This window comes from Virgibacillus sp. MSJ-26 (assembly GCF_018918075.1).
Classification (GTDB): Bacteria; Bacillota; Bacilli; order Bacillales; family Amphibacillaceae; genus MSJ-26.
This window is the reverse complement of record NZ_JAHLPW010000002.1, coordinates 229,745-251,657: the sequence shown is the minus strand read 5'-3', so window position 1 is coordinate 251,657 and position 21,913 is coordinate 229,745. Positions and strand designations below refer to the sequence as shown.

The window sequence follows — 21,913 nt, the reverse complement described above, 5'->3', positions numbered from 1 at the left end:
TATTATACTGAACCTCTTCCACCAATAACCTGCACAATTGTTCTTACTAATATCTTTAAATCCAGCCACAAACTAAATTGATCAACATAATGTATATCATACTTAATTTTTTCGCCATGATTGATATCACTCCGACCATTTGTCTGAGCCCATCCTGTAATGCCTGGTTTTACTTCTAATCTTCTCTTTTGGGTTTTGTTGTAGAAACGAGATATACTGACAATCTCTGGCCGAGGTCCTATAATACTCATATCACCTTTTAACACATTCAAAAATTGTGGCAACTCATCTAGGCTATATTTACGAATAAAATTACCTATTTTTGTAATATTCGGATTGTCTTCTGAAGCTGTTTTGAATACAAATTCATCAGGGACACCATTTTTCCAGGAATAATCATCATGAGAATTTGAGGGTACTGAAACTTGATTATTCTTCATTGAACGAAATTTGTACATCTTGAATAACTCATCATTCAATCCGCTTCTACTTTGTTTAAAAAATACGGGGCGGCCGTCTTCTTTAATAATTAATATAGCTACCATCAAAAAGAGTGGTGAAAGAATTAAGAGAATAACAGAACTGAATATAATATCAAAAACTCGTTTAATAATGTGTTGAAATGGTTTGCTCGATTTTCCGTAGTCTATCTCTGTCTGTTTTACTGAGTTGCTCATGTGCTTTCACCCCTCCTTTTCCATCAGCTATTCCTATCGATTGACTTGGTCTTTTTATATTATCGACAATTACTGTACCTTCAGCACCTATATATCCTCCTGAAACAACAGTAATACCACCGATTTTATTTTGACCATATATTTCTGAAAAGAATATTTGAATATAATCTTCATTACTTAGCATTTGGTAAGGTAAAGCGATTCTTGTATCAAGCCGTGTAATTTGTATATTGTCAGATAGCATTTGATGAATAAAATTACTGCTGAAATTATTTATTCCACCATCAATGATTATTGTATTCTTATCAATGTGTGGAAATAATGTTCCCTCTTCTGTAAATTCTCCTGATAAAAAAGAGATGATTACATCTGCACTAAAGTTATCTTCTACCTGGGTGAAAGAAACGATAGGCGCAGTATTTCGAGGTAAAAATAGATTTAGTCCGTTAATCAGTGCATTTTCTTTCTTAATCGTTCTACCCTTGATAAAGACGTTTGCTTGTCTCTCTGCTAATCTTACAGCAATTTTACTAGCAAGATTACCCGTACCAATCACAATTATATTTTTATTATACAAATCATCTTTTTGCTGTTGACGTACCAGAAAATCACAAGATTCCAAAGTAGTATCATTGGGTTTCATTGTTATTAACCGAGACTTTTTGACTACTTCTCTAGCAATTTCAAACAGGTTTAAATCTTGTTTTTGCTCAATGTCGATGTATATATTATCAATTTTTCCGTCATAAAAAGAGAGTACCTCATTCAGAATATGTTTATCATTTATCATAAAACTAGACATGGCAATATTTGAGTAAACTCTTCTTGGAAGAGGCCTAAACCTCAATCTATGTTTTGCAGTTGTACTAATTAAAATTGCCGTTTTGCTATATTGTGATAAATAATTTAATTCATTTAGAATAACTTGCTTAAAACTCACGTTAAAACATCCCTTATAGCTTTTGTATAAATTTTTTAAATATCTCTTCACGATTGTAATATTTAGTAACGTACTTTCTGTTGTTAAGGGCTTTTGTGTCGTAATACTTTTGTGATTTTCTATAGTTAGATAAACCTGCAACTAAGCTATTAGGATCATTTGATTCAAAATATATACCACATTTTAAATCACTCAAGATATCTTTTCCTTCGCCCTTAATACTCGTAATAATCGGTTTATTATTTAATAAGTAATCAAATAACTTTGACGGGATGGTCTTTTCCAAAACTGGATCATCTATTAAACTTAGAAATAAAAGATTCATACTATTAAGCTCATTGATAGTATCACTTTTAGACATTGTCCCTTTAAAAGTAATATTACTAATTCCTAACTTATTTAACTTCTGTTTAAGTGATACACGCTCTATCCCATCACCTATAATGATAAATTCAAAGTCTTTATCCTGTTCATTTTTTTCTAATATCTGAGAAGCTTCTAAGATAACATCTAAATTTTGGACTATCCCAATGTTTCCAGCATACCCTACTCTTATCTTTTCTTTTTTGACTGTAGAATTCACCACAGTGTTATAATTTCCTTCGATACTTTCTGGAGAAATGCCATTATACAGTACGTTGATATTCTCGTTTTTAGACTCTTTGTATATATAATTTCTCATCGGGTTAGACACACAGGTTATAATATCAGCTCTTTTATAAATGAATCTTTCTATTTTCTTTGTGATCTTATATAAAAGGCCATTGTATTTTACCATCCCAGCTGAAACCGCTGAATCCGGCCAAATATCTCTTATATCAATTACAAGTTTCGTTCTTTTTATTTTTGATATTACTAATCCACCTAACGCTACAAATAAAGGTGGTGAAGTCACAATAACATAGTCATACTTTTTTTTATTGAGCCTAAATACTGAGTAAAAAATGGACTTAAACATAAAACCAAAATAATTTCTTAAATAATTAATAAAAGATTTTTTATTTACTTTCTCCAACTTTATTCGATGGATATCTTCTGTATTTCTTACTTTATCGACTGCTGATTTTTGCGGATAAGCAGTCACCACAGAAACATCGAAGTTTTGCTTTTTTAAAGCTTTATATAGATCATTGATTCTAAATGAAGCCGCGTTTATATCAGGCAAGAAATACTGTGAAATTAAAAGTACTTTTTTTTGCATCTCTCCATACACCTTTCAAATCTTAAAACTAAGTTATTCTCTTCCGAAGATTTCTATTTGAGTTGTTATTTCTACAGGTAAGTCCCCAACAAATGAAACAACTATTTTTTTATTTTCTATTTCCTTTTTCCATTCCTTTGACATAAACGAATCCTCTACCGCAACATCTAATTCTATATCACTATGAAACTCAAGATGTATATTTGAGTGTTCGAATTGCAAAATACATCTATCGGCATAAACTTCAATTGATCTACATTTGTTTCCTATCTGATAGTATAATTTCCCCTTACTTGATCTACTACCTTGAACTTGATCTTTTACCAGCCATGTATCGCCTTTGTTCCATTCGATTTCTCTTGTATGGATTATCTTTTGCTTTAACCTTTTGTAGCCATCGTGGCTCGCAATTGCCTTTTCCGTTGTAGAGTTTTTATCAAATTGAACTAACTTACTATTAGCTATATAACCGACTCTAAATGGCCCCCAAAAGGTTGATTGATCTTCATCTTCGATTTCGATAGTGTTATGAGCCTTTGTACTCCTATAATAATCTCTTTTATATCCTGCTTCGTATTCATACGTTCCAGGATCAATTAATATATCTTCACCGTATGCATGGAGGAATATACTTAAGTTGTCAGCATGGGCATGACCAGCATTATGTTTTGGTCCAATCTCTCCTGCATCAAACAATAGGTATTTAGAGTTCTGGCTCCATCCATCTCTAAATATAATATAATTCGAACCTTCTAATAGTAATGACGTATTTTTGGGAGGTGAGATAGCTAATCTGAAATATTCCTTATATCCTTTGATACCACAAATTTTTAATAGGTTTTGTGGTTCAATACTCCCTGAACTAAATTTAAGCTCTTCACTTTCATAGAATATTGCCCCTAATGCAAGTAACTCATTTACATTAATAGGATAATTTTTTGCAGAATCATTTAACAGAGGTAAGCTTTTATCGGGTTTTTGTAAACTAACTAAATAATTAAACATTTTCTCAGTAATAAAATAGAACTCTTTAGGCAAATCAACATTGTTTTTTTCAGCATATATAAGAACTTCTATATAGTCTTTAGTTGTCATAAGTTGATAGCTAGTAGAGTTTTCATATTGAGATCCATCATTTCTTATCTCTTTTAATAACTGAGCATACAAAATATTAATACCTGTCTTTAAATAACTATCAGAGTATTTTATATTTGGAAAGGTTACACCTATCCAGAATAAAGCTTTTCCATTTGCTGTATAGTGGTTATTGGCTAAGTCCTTTTCAAGATTGTTGTTTAAAAACTTTACTTGTTGCTCTATTGAACCAACAAGTTTTTCTTTAAAACCATTATAAAGTTCTATATCTTCTGCTTCTAGTACTTCCCATAAATAGCTCCAATGCACTAATCTTAATGATATTGGATATGCTTCCCATGAATTTTTTTGACCAGGTTTTGTAGAATCAATCCAATTATCAATAAGTTCTTGGGCCTTAACTATATATTTTGCATCCTTAGTCATATAGTAACTTTCTATTAACACCAATAAATATTCGAAGTAATTTAAATAATACAACCATAACTTATCTAGTTCATCTGAAGACCAATTAATAAAATTTCCTTCAAATTTATGGGTGGTATTTAAAAAAGTGAACTCATTATTACAAATCTCATTTGCTGTTTTAATTAAATCTGAATTATAGTTTTGTTTTTCATTATTTATTTTTTTAAAGTCTTTCCATAAGAAAAAAGGAGTAACAACATTATTATCCTCTATCACTTTACTTTTGTTAAAAGGATATAATAGAGTTCCCCATTTCGGGTAAATAAACTTAAATTTAGTTATTTTAATAAACCGATAATAAAATTGTTTCAAAGTCATACGGGACATAAGCAAATAATAGTTGATAATTTTTTGTTTCATTATAATCACACTTCTTTTATTTACTATTAACTTTAATAGATAGGGCTAGAAGTTTTAATAGCTTTTAATTCATAGAGATTACCAAAGTTATAATAGTTGATATTTTCCGTTACGTTTTCAACACAATTTTTAGTATCCAAGACATTTACCTGCTTCATTAAGCACTTAGTTTCTTCCCAGTCTATGTTCTTAAACTCATTATGATCAGTAAGAATCAACATCACATCGGCATCGCGTAATGCTTTTTCATAATTGTAGAGTTGAAATTGAACCTGTTCTTGTTTAACATAAGGATCATAAGCTTGGACCTTATATCCTTCTGAGTATAAATGGTTTACAATTTTCAACGCAGGACTTTCACGAATATCGTCGATATTTCCTTTATAGGCTAGCCCAAAAACAGCAATTTTTGATGTCTTGCTAACTAGCTTTTTAACCTGGTCTACTACAAAAGCCGGCATTGATTCATTAACTTCTCGGGATTCAGCGATAACTTTTGCATTTTCAGGATTTTTTTCTATTATGAAATACGGATCTACTGCTAAACAATGGCCACCCACACCTGGTCCAGGTTGATGTATATTAACTCTTGGGTGTTCGTTTGCTAGAGAAATAACCTCTAAAGCATTTATGTCAAGAGCTTCAGATATCTTAGTCAGTTCATTTGCCAAAGCAATATTTACATCCCTAAAGGTATTTTCCATTAGCTTTGCCATCTCAGCACTTTCAGCACTAGTTTCTATCACTTTTCCTTCTACAAAAGTACGATAAACATCAGCAGCTTCTTTAGCTGCTAAGGTATTAGTTCCACCAACTATTCTATTGTTCTTGAATAGTTCAATTAAGATCCTCCCTGGCAAGACTCTCTCTGGGCAATATGCTAAGAATATGTCTTTTCCTGTGTCAAATCCGGATTCTTCAATTATTGGAGTTACTATGTCGGACATGGTTCGAGGTGGTATTGTTGATTCCACAATAATTTTGTTTCCTTTTTCTATAACCGGTATAATTGACCTAATAGCGTTTTTTAAAATATTTAAATCTGCGGTTAAGTCTGAGTTATGAGGAGTAGGTACAGCTATGATGAAAACATCCGCTTTTTCTGGAACCATTTTGGCAGAGAAACTTCCCTTCTCTATTACTTTACTCAATACCTTCTCCAATCCAATTTCTTTGATATGCACTTTCCCTTTATTAAGCATATCCACAACACCTGAATTGACGTCCACGCCTGTAACCTGCCAGCCTTGATTAGCAAATACAGCTGCTGTCGGTAAACCAATATATCCCAAACCTATTACACACATTTTATTATTTTCCATAAATTTACACTCCTTAGAAGCTATGAAGTATTTTTGATTATTATTGATCTTATATTAATGAGGAGTTCTGCTATCTCTCTAATCTAGCTGCGAGTTTTTTATAATCTAAAACTTCTTTAGCAAATTTATAAGCATATTTAGTTTTATTATGCAAAATAGAAGGATTTTTGCTCACATTCTCAAAAATCCTTTTCATATCATCTGAATTACTAATTATCCAAGCATGTTTACTATCTTGTAATAGATATCTATAACTTTTTAAATCAGCAACTATTACCGGTAGCCAGCAACAGGTTGCCTGTTCCATTAATACCGTATGAGATCCAGGTTGCACATAAAGATCAGAGGCGCAAAAATACTTTGTCAGTTCCTCTGTTGACTTCCATCCCAAATACTTTATTCTTTTATCTTTCTTAAGGAGTGGCATTATTTTCTCTCTGACATTATTGGTGAAGGAACCAATCAAAATAAGTTTTAAGTTCTTATTATTGACCTTGCTAAAATTATTAATTATATCAAATGTTCTCTTGCTAGCATTCATTTTACCTGCGTGAACTAGAACAATATCCTCATCAGAAAAATTTAATTCTCTTCTTTTTTCTCTACGATTTTGAATTCTTTCTTCTTCCTCTATTACCGTTCCGCCTAATGGATAAAACTCCATTTTTTCTTCTCTTACACCATAAATTTCTTCTAAAAAAAGTTTCCTTTCATAGGTGACATAAAAAAGCTTATCAATGTATTGAAGGGACTTCTTTAGTATTTTTTTATAATAAAGTTTATGCAATATATTTTTTGAAATATACCCCCTAGCACTATTACCTCTATCCGCATGATTATCTACGTAAAGCTTAGTCATTGGATTATCCTTTTTATACCTTGCAACAGTTAACAAGTCATATGACTGGGGGCCGTGGAATAATATTACGTCTGGATTTTCATTTTTCAATATCTCATATACATGTGTGTATGTTCTTATTTTACGCATCGCTCTATGTGGAAGAATCTTTCTGTAAGGAATCCTTATAACTTTAATACCGTGCTCATTTTTGTACTCCCCTGGATTTACATAACCTAATTCTTTGTTATTTACATACATTTCAGTTGAAGCAATTATGGTTACATCATGTCCATCCAGTTTGTTCTGCATTGGCAGCATATTCTCTTGATAGCCATAATTATCTGTATAATAGTTCGCTAAGCACATATGAATAATCTTCATTTCTTTCCTCCTATTTTATAGATTATAAACTTCATTTAAGGTATTAAATTACTATTTTGATATTATGTCGTGGAATTTATTCGCTGTTTTTTCCCAGGTATGAGTTTTCAAAAAGTTTTCCGCGCCCACTGGATTCCATTTAGATATACCTTTCAACACATCTGATAAATTTGTGTAGTCGCTGTCAATTATAAAACCTAGTGAATATGCAGACACAGCCTCACCTAAAAACCCTATATTTTGAGTAACCATAGGCTTCTTATAATACGCGGACTCATAAATAGTTGCTGGTATCGATAAATCCAAATACACTCTCCAATAAAAATCTATGTAATTTGAAATCTGATCCAGATTTAATTCATGATATCCATCCAAAAACAAAATATTACTATCACTATTTAATTTAATGTATAATTCATAATTATATTTTTTTAAATATGATCCTATTGGTCCTATAACAATAAATCTCAAATTATGCTTTGTTCTTCCTGATTCGTAAATTAATTTAGGAATTGCAGAGAACTGCGACGTTTTCCAATTAATATTCCCAGCAACAAACCCAAATAAATTGTTATCACTTCTATTATTATGGTAAACTACAAATTCCTTAATTATCTCTACAGTCTTTTGCGTTTTATCTCCTTTATTCCTACTTGGATAAGAGCCAAAAGTAATATAATCAATTTTAGTTTTTTGTTTAGGGAATTGCTTTTTTGCATACTTTATTAATAATGGATCGGTAACCAAAATTTTTTTAGAAAAACGCTTAAAAATCCATCTTCTAAACTTTGTTAGAAAAGGATAGTGCATATGTGATTCTCTATCAATATTATGACAAATCCAGATAATCTTAAAGTTGAGGATGAGCGCTATTATAACACCAAACACTTCAGACAACGTCCGTATAGCTGACTTAACAACACTTGGGTAGTCATTTAAATATCTATAAATTATCCCTGACGGCTTGCCGTATTTCAACAAATACAGGATAATATAGAATGGTAATATAATGGGCGAACTATTAATTGGGATTAGCTTAACCCCTTTACCTTCCAGTTTTTTCCCAATTTCTTTAATTTTAAAATCATTACTCTGTATCAGTATATATTTCATTTTTTCATCCCCCCCTTAAACAATGTCTCTTATAATGGAAAGGTATACTAACTAAAAAAACAATCATTATCCAAAAGAAATACTCATCCATTAAATCATTAAGTAAGTTTGACACAAAAAACAATACCGTTACTGTGAAAAATGAAAACAAATAGGTGTTATAGGCGTTTACATCAGCGATTCTCTTTAAGTTTTTAAAGCCTCCAAGCAAACTAATTAAAATAATGACGATTAAAGTAACTGTTGGTATTAGTCCATAACTTACAAGCATATATACGTAGCCATTATGTGTCGATAAACCATAACTGTTTATTGATGGAAATACACCAGGTCCCACACCGAAAAAAGGATTACTTTCTATATATGAAAAAGCCTCTCTTAATACACCTGTCCTTTCACTATCACCGGTACTGCCTTCCATTGTCCTATTGATAAATCTATCTATAAACCAGGTCGATAGGTGGGCATTTTTTTTAAAAAACATGAATATTACTAATGATAAAACTGGCAAAATAACAATTATTCTTTTAATGTTTTTTCTAAGTTGCTTTTTTAAAAACAGATTTAAAATAATGGTAAATAATAGTGTAACAATTAAGCCAATAAGTACTTGCCTTGAACCAGTAACTATAATCAAGATAAACAAAGATATCAGTGTGATTAAAGAAAAAATGGTATAAATTCTTTTCTTTTTTATGAGTGAAAACAAAACCAAGATATTTAACATGCCAATAACTAACAAACCATTTAGAACTCTGTTCAAGCCATTACTAGTTGTACTAAAAGTTACTCTCCACATATAGTTATCCGTTAAATTTCCTACATTAAGATAGCCCCACGTCAAATAAAATACTGAGATACATGTTCCTAACAAAATTACTGTATTTAAAAAATACTCATGAAGGTGATCATTATTTGATAGAATTATATTACTAATTAGCATTAAAACAATTGCTATTAAGATACAGGTTATTATAGGTGAAACAGATGTTTTACCTTGAAACGGAGATAATAATATAGATATAAACCCCCATATGGAAATCAAAACAAACGTTACAGAAATAATTAATATATTTTTATTGATGTGAATATGGTTATTTCTAAAAATTATTATTATATTTATTAATACCAATAAAAAGATGGCTATTCTGTTACTAGTGATAAATGGGGAAATCCCAAAATCTGAGCCATTTACCCCTAACAGGAACAATGTGAATGCTAGTCCAGATAAAACACCAATATACTTACCATTAATCATCACGTTATACCTCCTTTATTTTTCTTTTTAATAGCGGTTTTATTACGAACGGAAATACCTTTATCACCTGATTATCAGAATTTCAGCTAAATATTATACTCTTTATCTTTTTAATTAACCTTCTTCTTGTCTCAAGTAATATTCTTTTCTTATCCTTAAATATAAAATACGGTGCAAAGTATATTATTATAATGCTAATACTAAAAAACATAATACTTGTTATAAAAATCAAAAAAAAGTTATTTATAGATAATCGTTCTAATAAAACATATGAAGAATATGTTGGAAGTAAAGTAAGTACAGTAAATTTAATTGCCGGAATGTGCGCAACAAGAAAATCCTTCCACGTAAGAGAACTTAAAGATAATGCAATTTGGGCCATAAATAAATAGTTTATTGATACGGCTACCACTACCCCAATAGAAGCTCCCTTTAGACCATACAGCTGACCTATTAAGACCCCTAATATTACACAAACTCCATAGATGAATTGTCTGTTAGCCGACCTAAATACCTTTCCAAGGGATTTAGTCAAAGAATCACTAATTTTATAACTTACTCGTGGCAATAAAGCTAATATAAGGATTCCAAATGGTAAAATCGCATCAGTCCACATATTGCCAAACAACAACAATATAATACTTTTCCTTAAAATCACTAGAAAAACACTTAAAGGCAAACAGATTAACGCAGTTATAGTAATTGCAGTTTTATAGACTTCCTGTAACCTAGTTATATTACTACCTATTCTCGAAAATGAAGGAAAAAGAACCTTCTCTATTACTGTTCCCACTAAATTAACAGGCATAGCCAAAAGTTGATACGCCCTACTGTAGATTCCAAGTGAAGACGCCCCTAAAAATTTCCCAATAACGAAAGTGTCACCTTGCAGAGCCAAATGGTTATATATTATCCCAACTGAATATCCAAACCCAAATGATAACAACTCTTTAGCAAGATCATATTTTATTGTAAGTTTTTTAGAGTGCGATTGTATTTTTAAAAATAGATATGTTTTAAGTAATACATGAGTGATTTGAGCAAAAACTAAGGACCAAACACCAAACTCAAACCACGATAAGGTAATGCCTACCACTCCATAAGCCACATAAGAAACTACTTGCACAAACGCTAATTTCTTGAATTCTAACTTTCTTTGTAGGAGAGCTTCTGATACTACAGAAAAACCTTGTATTAAATGTATAAAAGCTAATACTTTTAAAACAGATTCCAACTCACCCATATCAAAAAACGAGGCAATGTAAGGAGAAGAAAACCAAACAATAGCGGTTAAAATAGTTGAAAATATTAGTGATATCGTATAACCTGTCTGAATATGTTTTACTTCAATTGTTTCCTTTTGGACTATTGACGGACCAATTCCCAATTTCGAAAATGTTGAAAGTACAGTTATAAGCGCTAGTGCTGTGGACATCACTCCGAAACTTTCTGGTTCAAGGAGCCTTGATAGTGCTATAAATACCAGAAATTGAAGTATAACTTGTACTCCAGTCCCTGTGAATGTCCAGAGAACACCGCTAATTATTTTTTTGCCGTTACTCATTACTACCCCTGCCCCACTCTAATCACTTTAAAACTTTATAATCTCCACAAAGAAATCTTTGAAGGTTTTTTAAGTATGTTTAATGAACTTTTAACATCAACAACAATACCTCTCCCATGTTTCAATACAGCATCAAACTGTTCCCATCCACTTCGAATATAGGTTTCATGAGGAACAGCATAAACCGCAGCATCAGCAGGCTTCAATTCTTCATAGGTAGTTAAATAAATCCCATATTCATCAAAAACTTCTCCGGTATCTGCATAGGGATCTGTGATCTGCACTTCAATTCCAAATTCTTCTAACTCTTTCACAATATCTATGACTCTTGTATTACGGATGTCAGGCACATTTTCTTTAAACGTAAATCCAAGAATGGTGACTTTCGAACCTTGAATAGGCATGTTTTTCTTAATCATTTGCTTAACCAGTGATGTCGCAACAAATTTACCTACATTATCATTTGTTTTACGTCCTGCTAAAATAATTTCAGGATGATGACCAATTTTTTGAGCCTTATGTGTTAAATAATATGGGTCAACGCCTATACAGTGTCCACCTACTAAGCCAGGTGTAAAGTTTAAAAAGTTCCATTTCGTTCCTGCTGCTTCTAAAACTTCTGTTGTATCGATATCTAATTTGTCAAAAATAACTGCGAGTTCATTCATTAAAGAGATATTTAAATCTCGTTGAGTATTTTCAATGACTTTAGCTGCTTCTGCTACTTTAATAGAGCTTGCTCGATGTACACCTGCTTCAACAACTGATTCGTAAACTTGAGCAACCACCTCTAGTACTTCTTCATTTTCACCAGAAACGACTTTTGTAATCGTTTTAAAAGTATGAATCTTATCTCCTGGGTTAATTCTTTCAGGTGAATAGCCAATAAAGAAATCCTTTCCACGAGTGATACCTGAAGCTTTTTCTAGTACAGGTGCACAATCTTGCTCAGTTGCACCAGGATATACCGTAGATTCATAAACAACAATTGACCCTTTTGATAGATTTTCACCGACTGTTTCAGATGCTTTAAGTAAAGGAGTTAAGTCAGGCTGCTTATTCTCATTTATTGGCGTCGGTACCGCCACAATAATAAAGTCAGCTTTTTTTAACGCTGAAGGATTAGATGTAAACTCAATAGAGGCTTGATTTAAGTCTTCACAAGTCACTTCACTCGTTATATCTATTCCATTTTTCAATTCCTCAATCCGCTTTTCATTTATATCAAATCCAATAATATCTTGTTTTTTACCAAACTCAACAGCTACAGGTAAACCAACATAGCCTAACCCAACAACTGCAATTTTTCTGTTTGTCATAATATCACCCCATAATATTCAAGGTACCAATCAATAAAGTTATTTATACCATCTTGAATGGATGTTTGTGGTTGAAACTCAATGTCTCTGTATAAATCTTCAACATTTGCATAAGTTTCTGGTACATCACCTGCTTGAAGAGGTAAATAATTTTTCTCTGCTTTCTTACCTAGTTTATTTTCAATCGCTTCTATAAAATCCATCAATTTTACTGGATTGTTATTTCCAATATTATAAACTTTATACGGTGCATAACTACTTCCTGGATCTGGATTAACACCCGACCAATCAGGATTAGGTTGTGCAGGCCTTTTCGTTAATCGGGTAATGCTTTCGATGATGTCGTCGATATATGTAAAATCACGCATCATATTTCCATGATTAAAGACATCGATTGCTTCATCATTGATAATGGCTTTTGTGAATAAAAACAGTGCCATATCTGGTCTTCCCCAAGGACCGTAAACTGTGAAGAAACGAAGCCCCGTTGTTGGCAAATCATACAAGTGACTATATGTGTGTGCCATAAGTTCATTTGACTTTTTAGTTGCAGCATATAAGCTAAGGGGGTGGTCTATATTATCACTCGTTGAAAAAGGTTTTGAAGTATTAGCGCCATACACTGAACTTGATGAAGCGTAAATTAAATGTTCTACATTATGATGACGACAAGCTTCTAAGATATTAATAAACCCTACAACATTTGAATTAATATAGGCATGTGGATTTTCAAGGCTATACCGCACCCCTGCTTGCGCAGCTAAATTAACAACAATTTCGGGTTGATATTCATCAAAAACATTATTAATTGTGTCTTGATTTTCTAAATCTGTTTTTATAAAAGTAAATTTGTCATTTCCTAAGTGTTTTATCCTATCCTTTTTTAATTTAGGGTTATAGTAATCATTAATATTATCTACCCCTATTACTCGATGGTCTTCTTTTATAAGCCTCTTCGCTAGGTGCGATCCAATAAAGCCAGCTGCACCCGTTACTAAGAATGTCTTTTTATTCATTGCTTTAACTCTCCTTCACTGCCTTCAGCGTCTTTTCCATATAAACAATTCGCATCAACGTTTCTTTTAATTCCTCAGTCTGATAAGTTTCTAGATGCTTAATCAGTCCTTTGACCATATCAAAATCTATGTCTACCGTTCTACCAACATAAATTTTCTCATAAACTTCATCCGGATGGACTTCATTTTCGTTGAGCAGTTCTTCATACATCTTTTCTCCTGGTCTGATGCCTGAGAAGTTAATTGGAATTTCTTCCTCCGTATAGCCTGAAAGTCTGATAAGATTCTTGGCTAAATCTACAATTTTCACAGGTTCACCCATATCAAGCACAAAAATTTCCCCACCATGCGCCAGCGTACTCGCTTGAATAACAAGTCTTGATGCTTCTGGAATAGTCATGAAGTATCGAGTCATCTCAGGGTGTGTGACGGTAACTGGACCGCCTCGTTCGATTTGTTTTTTGAATAACGGAATGACGCTTCCACGGCTACCGAGCACGTTTCCGAATCGGACGGCGACAAATTTCGTTTTGCTCACTTTTGCTAAGTTTTGAATGACCATTTCAGCGACTCGTTTTGTGGCGCCCATGACGTTTGTTGGGTTGACAGCTTTGTCGGATGAAATGAGTACGAATGCTCCGACGCCGAAGGTGTCAGCTGCTTCTGCGACATTTTTCGTGCCGATGACGTTATTTTTGATGGCTTCTTTTGGATTATACTCCATTAACGGCACGTGTTTATGTGCGGCTGCATGATAAATGACCGTTGGCTGGTATGTATCAATAATTTCAAAGATGCGATCACGGTCTTGCACATCGCCGATGACAGGAATAATTTCGATATTAGCTTGTCCATATGTTTGTTTTAGTTCCATATCAATTGAATAAATGCTGAACTCGCCGTGCCCGACGAGGACGATTCTTTCTGGTGTGAAACGCATCAACTGACGACAAAGTTCGGAACCAATCGAGCCTCCTGCGCCTGTGACGAGGACGGTTTTAGCCGTCACGTCTTGGGAGATGGAGTTGATGTCGAGTTCGACAGGGTCCCTCCCGAGCAAGTCCTCTACTTCGACGTTTTTTAAATGACTGACGGAAACTTTGCCTGTCATGAGGTCCTCTATCTTCGGGATCATTTTGACTTTGGCACTTGTTTCGTTGCATTTGGTCACGATTTTATTGAGTTCGCCGTTCTTGAGTGACGGGATGGCGATGACGACGTGTTCGATGTTGTGATTTTCGACAATTATTGGGATGTCTTTGATTCGTCCGAGGACGGGAACGCCGTACATTTCCATGCGTTGTTTGCTGATGTCGTCGTCTACGAATGCGACGGGTAGGAGTTCGGCGTCGTCATGGTTATTTTTAAGTTGTCTTGCGATCATGGTGCCGGCTGAGCCTGCGCCGACGATGAGTGTGCGCATTTTACCTTTGTTTGAGACGATGTAACGATCGCGGACAACGCGCCAGGCAAAGCGTGAACCTCCGATTAAAATGATATGTAAGAGCCAGGTGACGATGAGTGCTCTTCGATAGATTGTGAAGTCATTGATTAAGAATTGGACGATAGCTGCTGATATAATAGATAATGTGATAGCTTTGACGATGGCGAATAGTTCGCCGACACTGGCGTACGCCCATACTTTATTATATAATTTATATATGAATGCAAATAAGTGATGAAATGTGAGTAGGGCGAGTGCTGTGATAATTAAGATAGTGGTGTTGTAGTTATCAATGTTAGGGTAGACTATCCATGTGGCTGCGAATATTGCGAAACTCACAATCAATGAATCTAGTAATACGAGTAGGGTGAGTCGTTTTCGATATGTCATGTTTTTGGCTCCTTTCTTTGCGTATTGTTGTACTGGGTTTTCCCTTTTACGCGTCTAGTAAACTTGGATTATGTGTACAGCAGAACACTTCGGAAGAACAGGCTTCTATGTCATTACTTAGTTTGCATATACTCTTCAACCTTAATATTTTACATATAATGCTTTTTTGTCATTAAGTAATCATAGAAATAAATCTTGTTCGTTTTTGACATGTTTTGGCACTTTTCAGACGCATCTTCAATCATACTAAATAACCAGTCATAAGTTAAGTGACTTTTGGTAATTAAACCCAAGTTGTTAAAAATAACTTTTGTCTACTTTTTTGAGTAATTGATAAATGTATTCAATCGCTTCACTTCTATTATGGATACCGAGTGCTTGATAAATATTGCTGATATAGTTTTTAATTGTTCCTTCGCTCAACGAGAGTCTTTTAGCAATTTGTTCATTATTGAGGCCGAACCGAAACAAATCAGCGACGTCTAATTCTCGTGATGTTAAAAAGATATTTTCTCGCTCTAGTGCTTCATGCAGTAATTCTTTTTTATTGATGAAGAGTTTATATATTTCGTGTCTGAGTCCATTGGCTATGTCTTTGGATAGAAAAGTATCTCCTTCATTGACTGTCTTGATGGCTCTTTCAAGGCTATCTGATTCTATTTTATTATGTAAGATACCGTCAGCACCGTAAATAAGTCCTTTAATTAAATTATCTTCTTCGTATTCTGATGTGAGTAGAATCACCTTTGTTTCTGGATTAGCTTCTTTTATTTCTTTAGTGGCTTGGACACCATCTTTTTCAGTCAGATGGAAATTCATTAAGATAACGTCGGGCTGATATTGAATAACCTTTTCCACCGCTTCAATGCCATTATCCGCGGCATCCACAATGGAAATCCCTTCTTTAGCTTCTAAAGTCAATCGTAAAGCGTCTTGGAATAATAATTGGCTCTCTGCTAACAACACACGAATCATACAAGTCTCCCCCTTAATGTATGGATTCCCAGCTAGTTATTTAATACTGGTCCTCTTAAAAAACTACTATTACTATTATAGCCCAAAGGTACTACGTTTATTTGTATACCTTTTCAGATAAGCCCCCCTAGGAGTGTGTTGTATGCATGATATAGGGGTTTTTATTAAGTTTTATAAATGTTAAAATAAACCGAAGAACTTTTTCTTTTTTATTGGTTGGGGTTCAAGTTTGTTGACATTTTTCCCCTCAATAAGCAAGTGACCATTTTCCAGAAACATATAGAATGCTTCATTTCCGAACTTTTGTCCCAATTCTTGATGAGCTTCTGCCATGCAAAATCCACGTGTTGTGGTGTTGTGTGCATCTGATGCTATAAAATGAGTGAGATTAGCATCGATTAATTGGTGAGTGAATTTTTGTGCGTCTTTGCCGAACTTCCCAATCATACTGGCCGCTGTCACTTGTGTTAGAACACCTTTACGGACAAAATCATATAATTTATTTGGATGCTCTTGAAGTTCACTGTTTCGCTCTGGATGAACAATAATAGGGACATAGCCTTCTAACTGCAAACCATAAAAGAGTTGTTCAGCGTAGCGTGGCACTTCTCTAAATGGAAATTCTACATGAACATATTTTGTTTCATTTAATGATAGTATTTCGCCGTTTTGAAGTCCTTCAACCATTTCGCCATAAATCCGAGTCTCTTGGCCCGGAAGGAGTGTTAGTGGAATGTCGTGCCGTGCGAATAATTGTCGAAGAATTTCAACTTGTAAATAGATGGTGCTCCCTTCATTGTTGAAGTGACCATTTTTATGGTGTGGTGTAGCAATAATTGTGTGAATTCCTTCTGCTACCGCCGCTCTCGCCATTTTCAGACTCTCTTCTTCCGTTTTTGCGCCATCATCAATTCCTGGTAAGATATGACTATGGATATCGATCAATAGATTCACTTCCTAACTAAATACTTTTCATAAGGAATTGGCAAATTCCCCCGATAACATTACCCTACCTTAAGAGACGCAATATTTCAAAAAAATAAATCGATAGTTGACTTTCCATTTCAAAATAGGACTTTATACCCTTATTATAGCATGTTTTATTAAATAAAGGCTGATATTTTTACCATTATTTTAAAACTTGCGTGACTAGGTAAGATACCATGTTGGATTTAGTGTATTATTTTATTTTTTTCATAAAAATAGTTACTGAAGTTGAAGAGGGTTTAATCTCTTCAAATCAGTAACCATTAAGTTTTTTATGAGTTATGAGCCGAAATCCACTATGAGATCATGGACTTTCTCCACTTCCTCGTCATCGACAATTAAGTAATAGATACCATCTATTTTTTGACCTTCGCCTTTCATTTGGTAATCGACAAATTTCTTACGTGCTCCGCGATAGTCGGATAAAAGGCTTTTCATGTCAGAGAATTTCATATTGCTACCCATGTTTTTTCCTAAAACATCGATGAGAGAATTTAACTTTGTGACTGAAGCTGCTGAAGCACCTTTATTAACTATTCCTTCAATCACTTGGCGTTGACGTTTAGTGCGTCCAAAATCCCCGTCCGGATCTTGTTTACGCATGCGGACGAAAGCCATTGTTTTTTCTCCGTCCATCTCGGTTGGCCCAAAGTTGAAATCATACTCTCCGTCACTCCACTCGACGTCATTATTCACTGTGATGGTCCCCAACTCATCAACGAGCTGCTTGAAGCCAGCCATATTGATACGGACGTAATAATCGAGTTCAATATCTAGAAAATTCTCTACTGTATCTACTGCCATGTCGCTGCCGCCGAACGCATAGGCGTGGTTTATTTTATCTTCTACGCCTTTACCGGCAATCTCAGTTCGCGTATCACGAGGGATGCTGACAAGTTGCATTTGCTCATCATTTGGATCAAGTGTTAGGACCATGAGTGCATCGGAACGTCCTCCCTCAGTTGAATCAGAGTCAATTCCCATAAGTAATATATTCAGTGGTTCGGTATTTTTCATTTTACCTCTCGTTTTACCAGTATCTATAGAAGAAACTGGTTCATGAATTCTACTATCCACTGTTTTTTTAGCGTTATGATAGACTGAGTATGCGTAGCCACCTACTGCTAGAAATACTACTAATATAATGGCTAGCGGAATCTTCAACCAAAGCTTTCTCGACTTTCCTTTTTTACTTTTCCCCATATTCTTTCACCTCATATTAAATGAACGTTTTGGTTTTATTTTTTTGGTGTTTTTACTTTCGTATTGAATGATGTTGTTAGTTACTGATTACTTTAATGAATGGTTTAGTGATATAAGCTTACATAAATACAGTTTAGGTTGCTCGTTCACTATGTGACATTATACCACCCTTTTCTGGTAAAAAACAGTCTCTTTATGACTTTTTTACTAGAAACCTGATAGATATTTGTTGAAGTGGGGGATTGCGAGAGTGAGCAGGAGTGGCCGAGTAGAGGTGGGCGCGGACCGAGTGAGCGGGAGTATCAACCGAATGGCAGAGAGATGCACTGCTCGAGTTGACGTGGCTGGTGCTCGACCTGAGGCGGTTCCTGCGCGAGTTGAGGGTGAGGCCGCGCGACCTGAGGCGGATCCCGCGCGAGTTGAGGGTGAAGCCGCGCGACCGGGGGGAGTTCCCGCGCGAATGAGTGGTGGGGTTTTGACTTAAAATTAATGAAGGGAAAGGGTTTCCCCTTTCCCTACGTTTGTGATTTTATTTTTAGTTTTGGCGGACTTTGTGATATAGGGACATGATGAGCCATATGGCGGTTGGAAAGGCGACGGCTCCGATGATGGTGGATGATAGGACGCTTATGATTAGGCCTTTGTCTCCACCAAGCGCGAGTGTCGTGGTCGCAATGATGAGCAGTAAATATGGCACTGCCCGCGTGAAATTGACGCGTCCTTTCTTTTCTTCTACTTTCCATTTGTTGTTATAAGTAGCGATCACTGTCCATGTGGTCGGGATGGCTAAAACGGTTAGAATAAGGGCTATGGTCAGGAATACTGTATGTGAGATGCCTGACGTGAGCACCGTTCCGAGCCACATCAATACTGTCATTATGATAAGCGGAATGGCGAGCTTATTCATGAAGCGACTGGAATTTTCATATTTAGACACCGTTGTGTCGCGGTCTGTATAAATAGGTTTCGTGCCTGGATGGGCCCTAAATAAATGAATATCGCCTTCCGAGGTGACGTTTGTCCAACCCGCGGAGGAGAAAAAATCATAGTAATCGTCGTCTTCGCCTTTATTCAAGGAGCGGTAATCTATGCTGTAGATATAGTCGGTGCTCTCCCCTTTTTCAAGTGTGTATCCCATAAATTTAAATTTTTTCACATGCCATCCTTTTAAAGAATATCGGCGGAGTTTTTCCATATCTTTTTGCTCGGAAAAAGCTAATCCACCGGACGTAATGTACTTACGTTTTGTCATACTTCCTCCCCCTTTAATCCTTTTTCAGCTAATTGAATGAGTCGTTTTCTCACTTTGAAATCTTCTTCTAAAACCCTTCTGCCTTTATCCGTCAGTTGATATACTTTTCGCCGTGCGCCGGAACTATCATGTAGATAAATCCATTCTTGTTTGAGTAGTTTTTTTATAATGGTATACATTGAGGCTGGGCCGATGGTGACGACTCCCTCCGTCGTCTTTTCAATCAAACTCATAATCGCGTACCCATGCCTCGGCTTCGTTAATGCAGCCATGATGTAGAACATCGTATCCGTTAATTGCTCAGTTTTTCCCAATCCATCACCTTCTGTATTCATCTTGATCATATCGTAAAGTGATATATGTGTTTAATAAAAATATATCATAATGCGATACAACTGTCTAGCTGTAAAAAGAATAAAACACACTCCTCTTATTTTAGGAAAGCATTAGTCTAAAAGTATCAATTTAAGCTGCTTCCTTCTTTATTAATCTTTTTCCTTAATTGGTATGATAATATAAGGAAAAAACACCAATATAGGAGGAGTTTCTCCTTGATGAAAAAGATTTTATATTTATTTGTAAGTGGCGGTATTATTTTAATTGGCGGTTGTGGATTCATGGAAAAGAACGTTGCGGATATGGATCCGAAAGACTTGCCTGATGTCAGTGCTTTTCAAGATGATTTCACCAGAGAATTTATGACATCCACCGAGCCTGTTGAAGACGGTTATTACGAATTTGAATCGAAGACGGGTGGATATACGATGAATTTTCCGGAGAATGCATTAATGAGTAAAGGGTTTTATGAAAGGAAAAAGGATACATTTGAGCGCTTTAGTTTTGGAGAAGAAATAAACCAAGAGAACAGCAATATTCCCTACTATGTTATTGCTACCTATGATAACTTCCATAAAGAAAAAGATAGCAGTCGACTATTAAATTTATTGTCGAGAGCAGTAAATTTTGAGGGGGAATACGAAGAGTTTACACATGAAAACCATACCATTTTCTTTGCTACATCTGAGTCTACCACACGGAATGAAGAAACAACCTGGTATGAATTTTTTGGAACAGTTATATCGAATAAGAGTAATCAATCGCTGGAATATATTTATAGTGTTAAATGCGAAGAACCAAATGGAGACTGTTCTTATGATTTAGATGCTATTGAGCACAAAGTAAAAAGTCTTATGAAGTCGGTAGAATTTAATGATGTGGAGCTTGAGGGTGGAGAGGGTTAAGTGGGAGTATTTTCAGAGTCTATAAAAGAGACTTGATAAACTGATCAACACCAACTGTTATAGATAATAATAAGTTCCCCCCCCTGCTCTTCCCTTTTCAATAATGATACCTCTGTTTCTAAGGTGAAAAAAACAATACGAAAGGAGATTCTCCTTGATGAAAAGGTCTTTATATTTATTTGTCAGTGTACTTATTATTTTAATAATCGGCGGTTGTGGATTCATGGAAAAGGACGTTGCGGACATGGATCCGAAAGACTTGCCGGATGTGACTGCTTTTCAAGATGATTTTACTAGGGAATTTATGGCATCCAAAGAACCTGTGGAAGAAGGTTATTATGAATTTGAATCGAAAACTGGTGGATATACGATGAAGTTTCCGGAAAATGCGAGACTAAGTAAAAGGTTTTACGAAAGAAACAAACGAACTTTTGAGCGATTACGGTATGCTGAAAACGAAAATGAATTATCATCCTCCTATGCTGTTATTTCTACTTACAATCACTTTCAAAAAGCTAGAGAAACGGAGAGGCTGCTGTATTTGTTATCAAGTTCTGTAAATTATGAAGGCGATTATGAAAAACTAGACCACTTAGATAACACTATTTATTTTGCGACTTTAGAAGAAACAGTCAAAGTTGAAGATAAAAAAGCAACTTGGTATAACTTTTTCGGATTAATTAAATCAAAGAAAAGCAATCAATCATTAAGATATATTATTAGTATAAAGTGTGATAAACCGAACGAAAATTGTTCTTATGATTTAGATGCTATTGAGCATAAAGTAAAAAGTCTCATGAAGTCAGTAGAATTTAATGATGTTGAGATCGAGAAGGGAGAGAGTTGAGTGAAAGTATTTTTAGAGT

The 21,913-nt window shown here is 34.6% G+C and carries 20 protein-coding genes; 3 read left to right on the top strand and 17 right to left on the bottom strand.

The window, feature by feature from the left end; all coding sequences use genetic code 11:
- Nucleotides 1–2: 2 nt before the first annotated feature.
- The 15 genes from KQI49_RS01675 to KQI49_RS01605 all read right to left on the bottom strand — a co-directional run bounded on the left by KQI49_RS01675 (nucleotide 3) and on the right by KQI49_RS01605 (nucleotide 18,554).
- Nucleotides 3–677, bottom strand: coding sequence for a sugar transferase (locus KQI49_RS01675; RefSeq protein WP_216486173.1), 675 nt, complete (start codon nucleotides 675–677; stop codon nucleotides 3–5).
- Nucleotides 607–1,617: a Rossmann-fold NAD(P)-binding domain-containing protein gene (locus tag KQI49_RS01670; protein WP_216486170.1), complete on the bottom strand. Its 1,011-nt coding sequence runs from the start codon at nucleotides 1,615–1,617 to the stop codon at nucleotides 607–609. Before KQI49_RS01670 ends, KQI49_RS01675 begins: the two co-directional genes overlap by 71 nt.
- A gap of 13 nt (nucleotides 1,618–1,630) precedes the next feature.
- Nucleotides 1,631–2,818 carry a glycosyltransferase family 4 protein gene (locus KQI49_RS01665; protein WP_216486168.1) on the bottom strand — a complete coding sequence of 396 codons (1,188 nt, stop codon included), beginning with the start codon at nucleotides 2,816–2,818 and terminating at the stop codon, nucleotides 1,631–1,633.
- Between the two features lie 33 nt (nucleotides 2,819–2,851).
- Nucleotides 2,852–4,741, bottom strand: a complete 1,890-nt coding sequence (locus KQI49_RS01660) for an alginate lyase family protein (protein WP_216486166.1) — start codon at nucleotides 4,739–4,741, stop codon at nucleotides 2,852–2,854.
- 32 nt (nucleotides 4,742–4,773) lie between these two features.
- Nucleotides 4,774–6,063, bottom strand: coding sequence for a nucleotide sugar dehydrogenase (locus KQI49_RS01655; RefSeq protein ID WP_216486164.1), 1,290 nt, complete (start codon nucleotides 6,061–6,063; stop codon nucleotides 4,774–4,776).
- Nucleotides 6,064–6,133: 70 nt separating this feature from the next.
- Nucleotides 6,134–7,285 carry a glycosyltransferase family 4 protein gene (locus KQI49_RS01650; RefSeq protein WP_216486163.1) on the bottom strand — a complete coding sequence of 384 codons (1,152 nt, stop codon included), beginning with the start codon at nucleotides 7,283–7,285 and terminating at the stop codon, nucleotides 6,134–6,136.
- Between the two features lie 51 nt (nucleotides 7,286–7,336).
- Nucleotides 7,337–8,398 (bottom strand): glycosyltransferase family protein, encoded by a 1,062-nt coding sequence (locus KQI49_RS01645; protein WP_216486162.1) that lies wholly within the window; start codon nucleotides 8,396–8,398, stop codon nucleotides 7,337–7,339.
- A 4-nt stretch (nucleotides 8,399–8,402) separates the two neighbouring features.
- Entirely contained in the window at nucleotides 8,403–9,656 is a 1,254-nt protein-coding gene (locus KQI49_RS01640; RefSeq protein WP_216486161.1) for an O-antigen ligase family protein, read from the bottom strand.
- 82 nt (nucleotides 9,657–9,738) lie between these two features.
- Complete coding sequence (locus KQI49_RS01635; RefSeq protein WP_216486160.1) at nucleotides 9,739–11,220, bottom strand: lipopolysaccharide biosynthesis protein; 1,482 nt, start codon at nucleotides 11,218–11,220, stop codon at nucleotides 9,739–9,741.
- A 35-nt stretch (nucleotides 11,221–11,255) separates the two neighbouring features.
- On the bottom strand, nucleotides 11,256–12,539 hold the full coding sequence (locus KQI49_RS01630) for a nucleotide sugar dehydrogenase (protein ID WP_216486159.1): 1,284 nt from the start codon (nucleotides 12,537–12,539) through the stop codon (nucleotides 11,256–11,258).
- Nucleotides 12,536–13,555, bottom strand: coding sequence for an NAD-dependent epimerase (locus KQI49_RS01625; RefSeq protein ID WP_216486157.1), 1,020 nt, complete (start codon nucleotides 13,553–13,555; stop codon nucleotides 12,536–12,538). The genes KQI49_RS01630 and KQI49_RS01625 overlap by 4 nt, the downstream gene beginning before the upstream one ends.
- Nucleotides 13,556–13,559: 4 nt before the next feature.
- Nucleotides 13,560–15,389 carry a polysaccharide biosynthesis protein gene (locus tag KQI49_RS01620; protein WP_216486154.1) on the bottom strand — a complete coding sequence of 610 codons (1,830 nt, stop codon included), beginning with the start codon at nucleotides 15,387–15,389 and terminating at the stop codon, nucleotides 13,560–13,562.
- A gap of 297 nt (nucleotides 15,390–15,686) precedes the next feature.
- Nucleotides 15,687–16,364: a response regulator transcription factor gene (locus tag KQI49_RS01615; protein ID WP_216486151.1), complete on the bottom strand. Its 678-nt coding sequence runs from the start codon at nucleotides 16,362–16,364 to the stop codon at nucleotides 15,687–15,689.
- Nucleotides 16,365–16,544: 180 nt separating this feature from the next.
- Nucleotides 16,545–17,309 carry a tyrosine-protein phosphatase gene (locus KQI49_RS18475; RefSeq protein ID WP_253286603.1) on the bottom strand — a complete coding sequence of 255 codons (765 nt, stop codon included), beginning with the start codon at nucleotides 17,307–17,309 and terminating at the stop codon, nucleotides 16,545–16,547.
- A 321-nt stretch (nucleotides 17,310–17,630) separates the two neighbouring features.
- Nucleotides 17,631–18,554 (bottom strand): LCP family glycopolymer transferase, encoded by a 924-nt coding sequence (locus tag KQI49_RS01605; protein WP_216486145.1) that lies wholly within the window; start codon nucleotides 18,552–18,554, stop codon nucleotides 17,631–17,633.
- Nucleotides 18,555–18,864: 310 nt separating this feature from the next.
- Between KQI49_RS01605 and KQI49_RS01600 the strand changes: the two genes are divergently transcribed.
- The gene (locus KQI49_RS01600; RefSeq protein ID WP_216486141.1) at nucleotides 18,865–19,038 is read left to right on the top strand and encodes a hypothetical protein; all 174 of its coding nucleotides are present in this window, start codon (nucleotides 18,865–18,867) and stop codon (nucleotides 19,036–19,038) included.
- Between the two features lie 51 nt (nucleotides 19,039–19,089).
- Here KQI49_RS01600 and KQI49_RS01595 read toward each other — a convergent pair whose 3' ends face one another.
- Both KQI49_RS01595 and KQI49_RS01590 read right to left on the bottom strand, forming a co-directional pair.
- A complete protein-coding gene (locus tag KQI49_RS01595; RefSeq protein ID WP_216486139.1) occupies nucleotides 19,090–19,806 on the bottom strand; it encodes a DUF2812 domain-containing protein in 717 nt (238 codons plus the stop codon).
- Complete coding sequence (locus KQI49_RS01590; protein WP_371817494.1) at nucleotides 19,803–20,141, bottom strand: PadR family transcriptional regulator; 339 nt, start codon at nucleotides 20,139–20,141, stop codon at nucleotides 19,803–19,805. Before KQI49_RS01590 ends, KQI49_RS01595 begins: the two co-directional genes overlap by 4 nt.
- Before the next feature lie 219 nt (nucleotides 20,142–20,360).
- Here KQI49_RS01590 and KQI49_RS01585 point away from each other — a divergent pair, with 219 nt between their 5' ends.
- Together KQI49_RS01585 and KQI49_RS01580 are read left to right on the top strand one after the other, a co-directional pair.
- Nucleotides 20,361–21,047 (top strand): hypothetical protein, encoded by a 687-nt coding sequence (locus KQI49_RS01585; protein ID WP_216486136.1) that lies wholly within the window; start codon nucleotides 20,361–20,363, stop codon nucleotides 21,045–21,047.
- Between the two features lie 157 nt (nucleotides 21,048–21,204).
- Nucleotides 21,205–21,894 (top strand): hypothetical protein, encoded by a 690-nt coding sequence (locus tag KQI49_RS01580; RefSeq protein WP_216486132.1) that lies wholly within the window; start codon nucleotides 21,205–21,207, stop codon nucleotides 21,892–21,894.
- The last annotated feature ends 19 nt before the right edge of the window (nucleotides 21,895–21,913 follow it).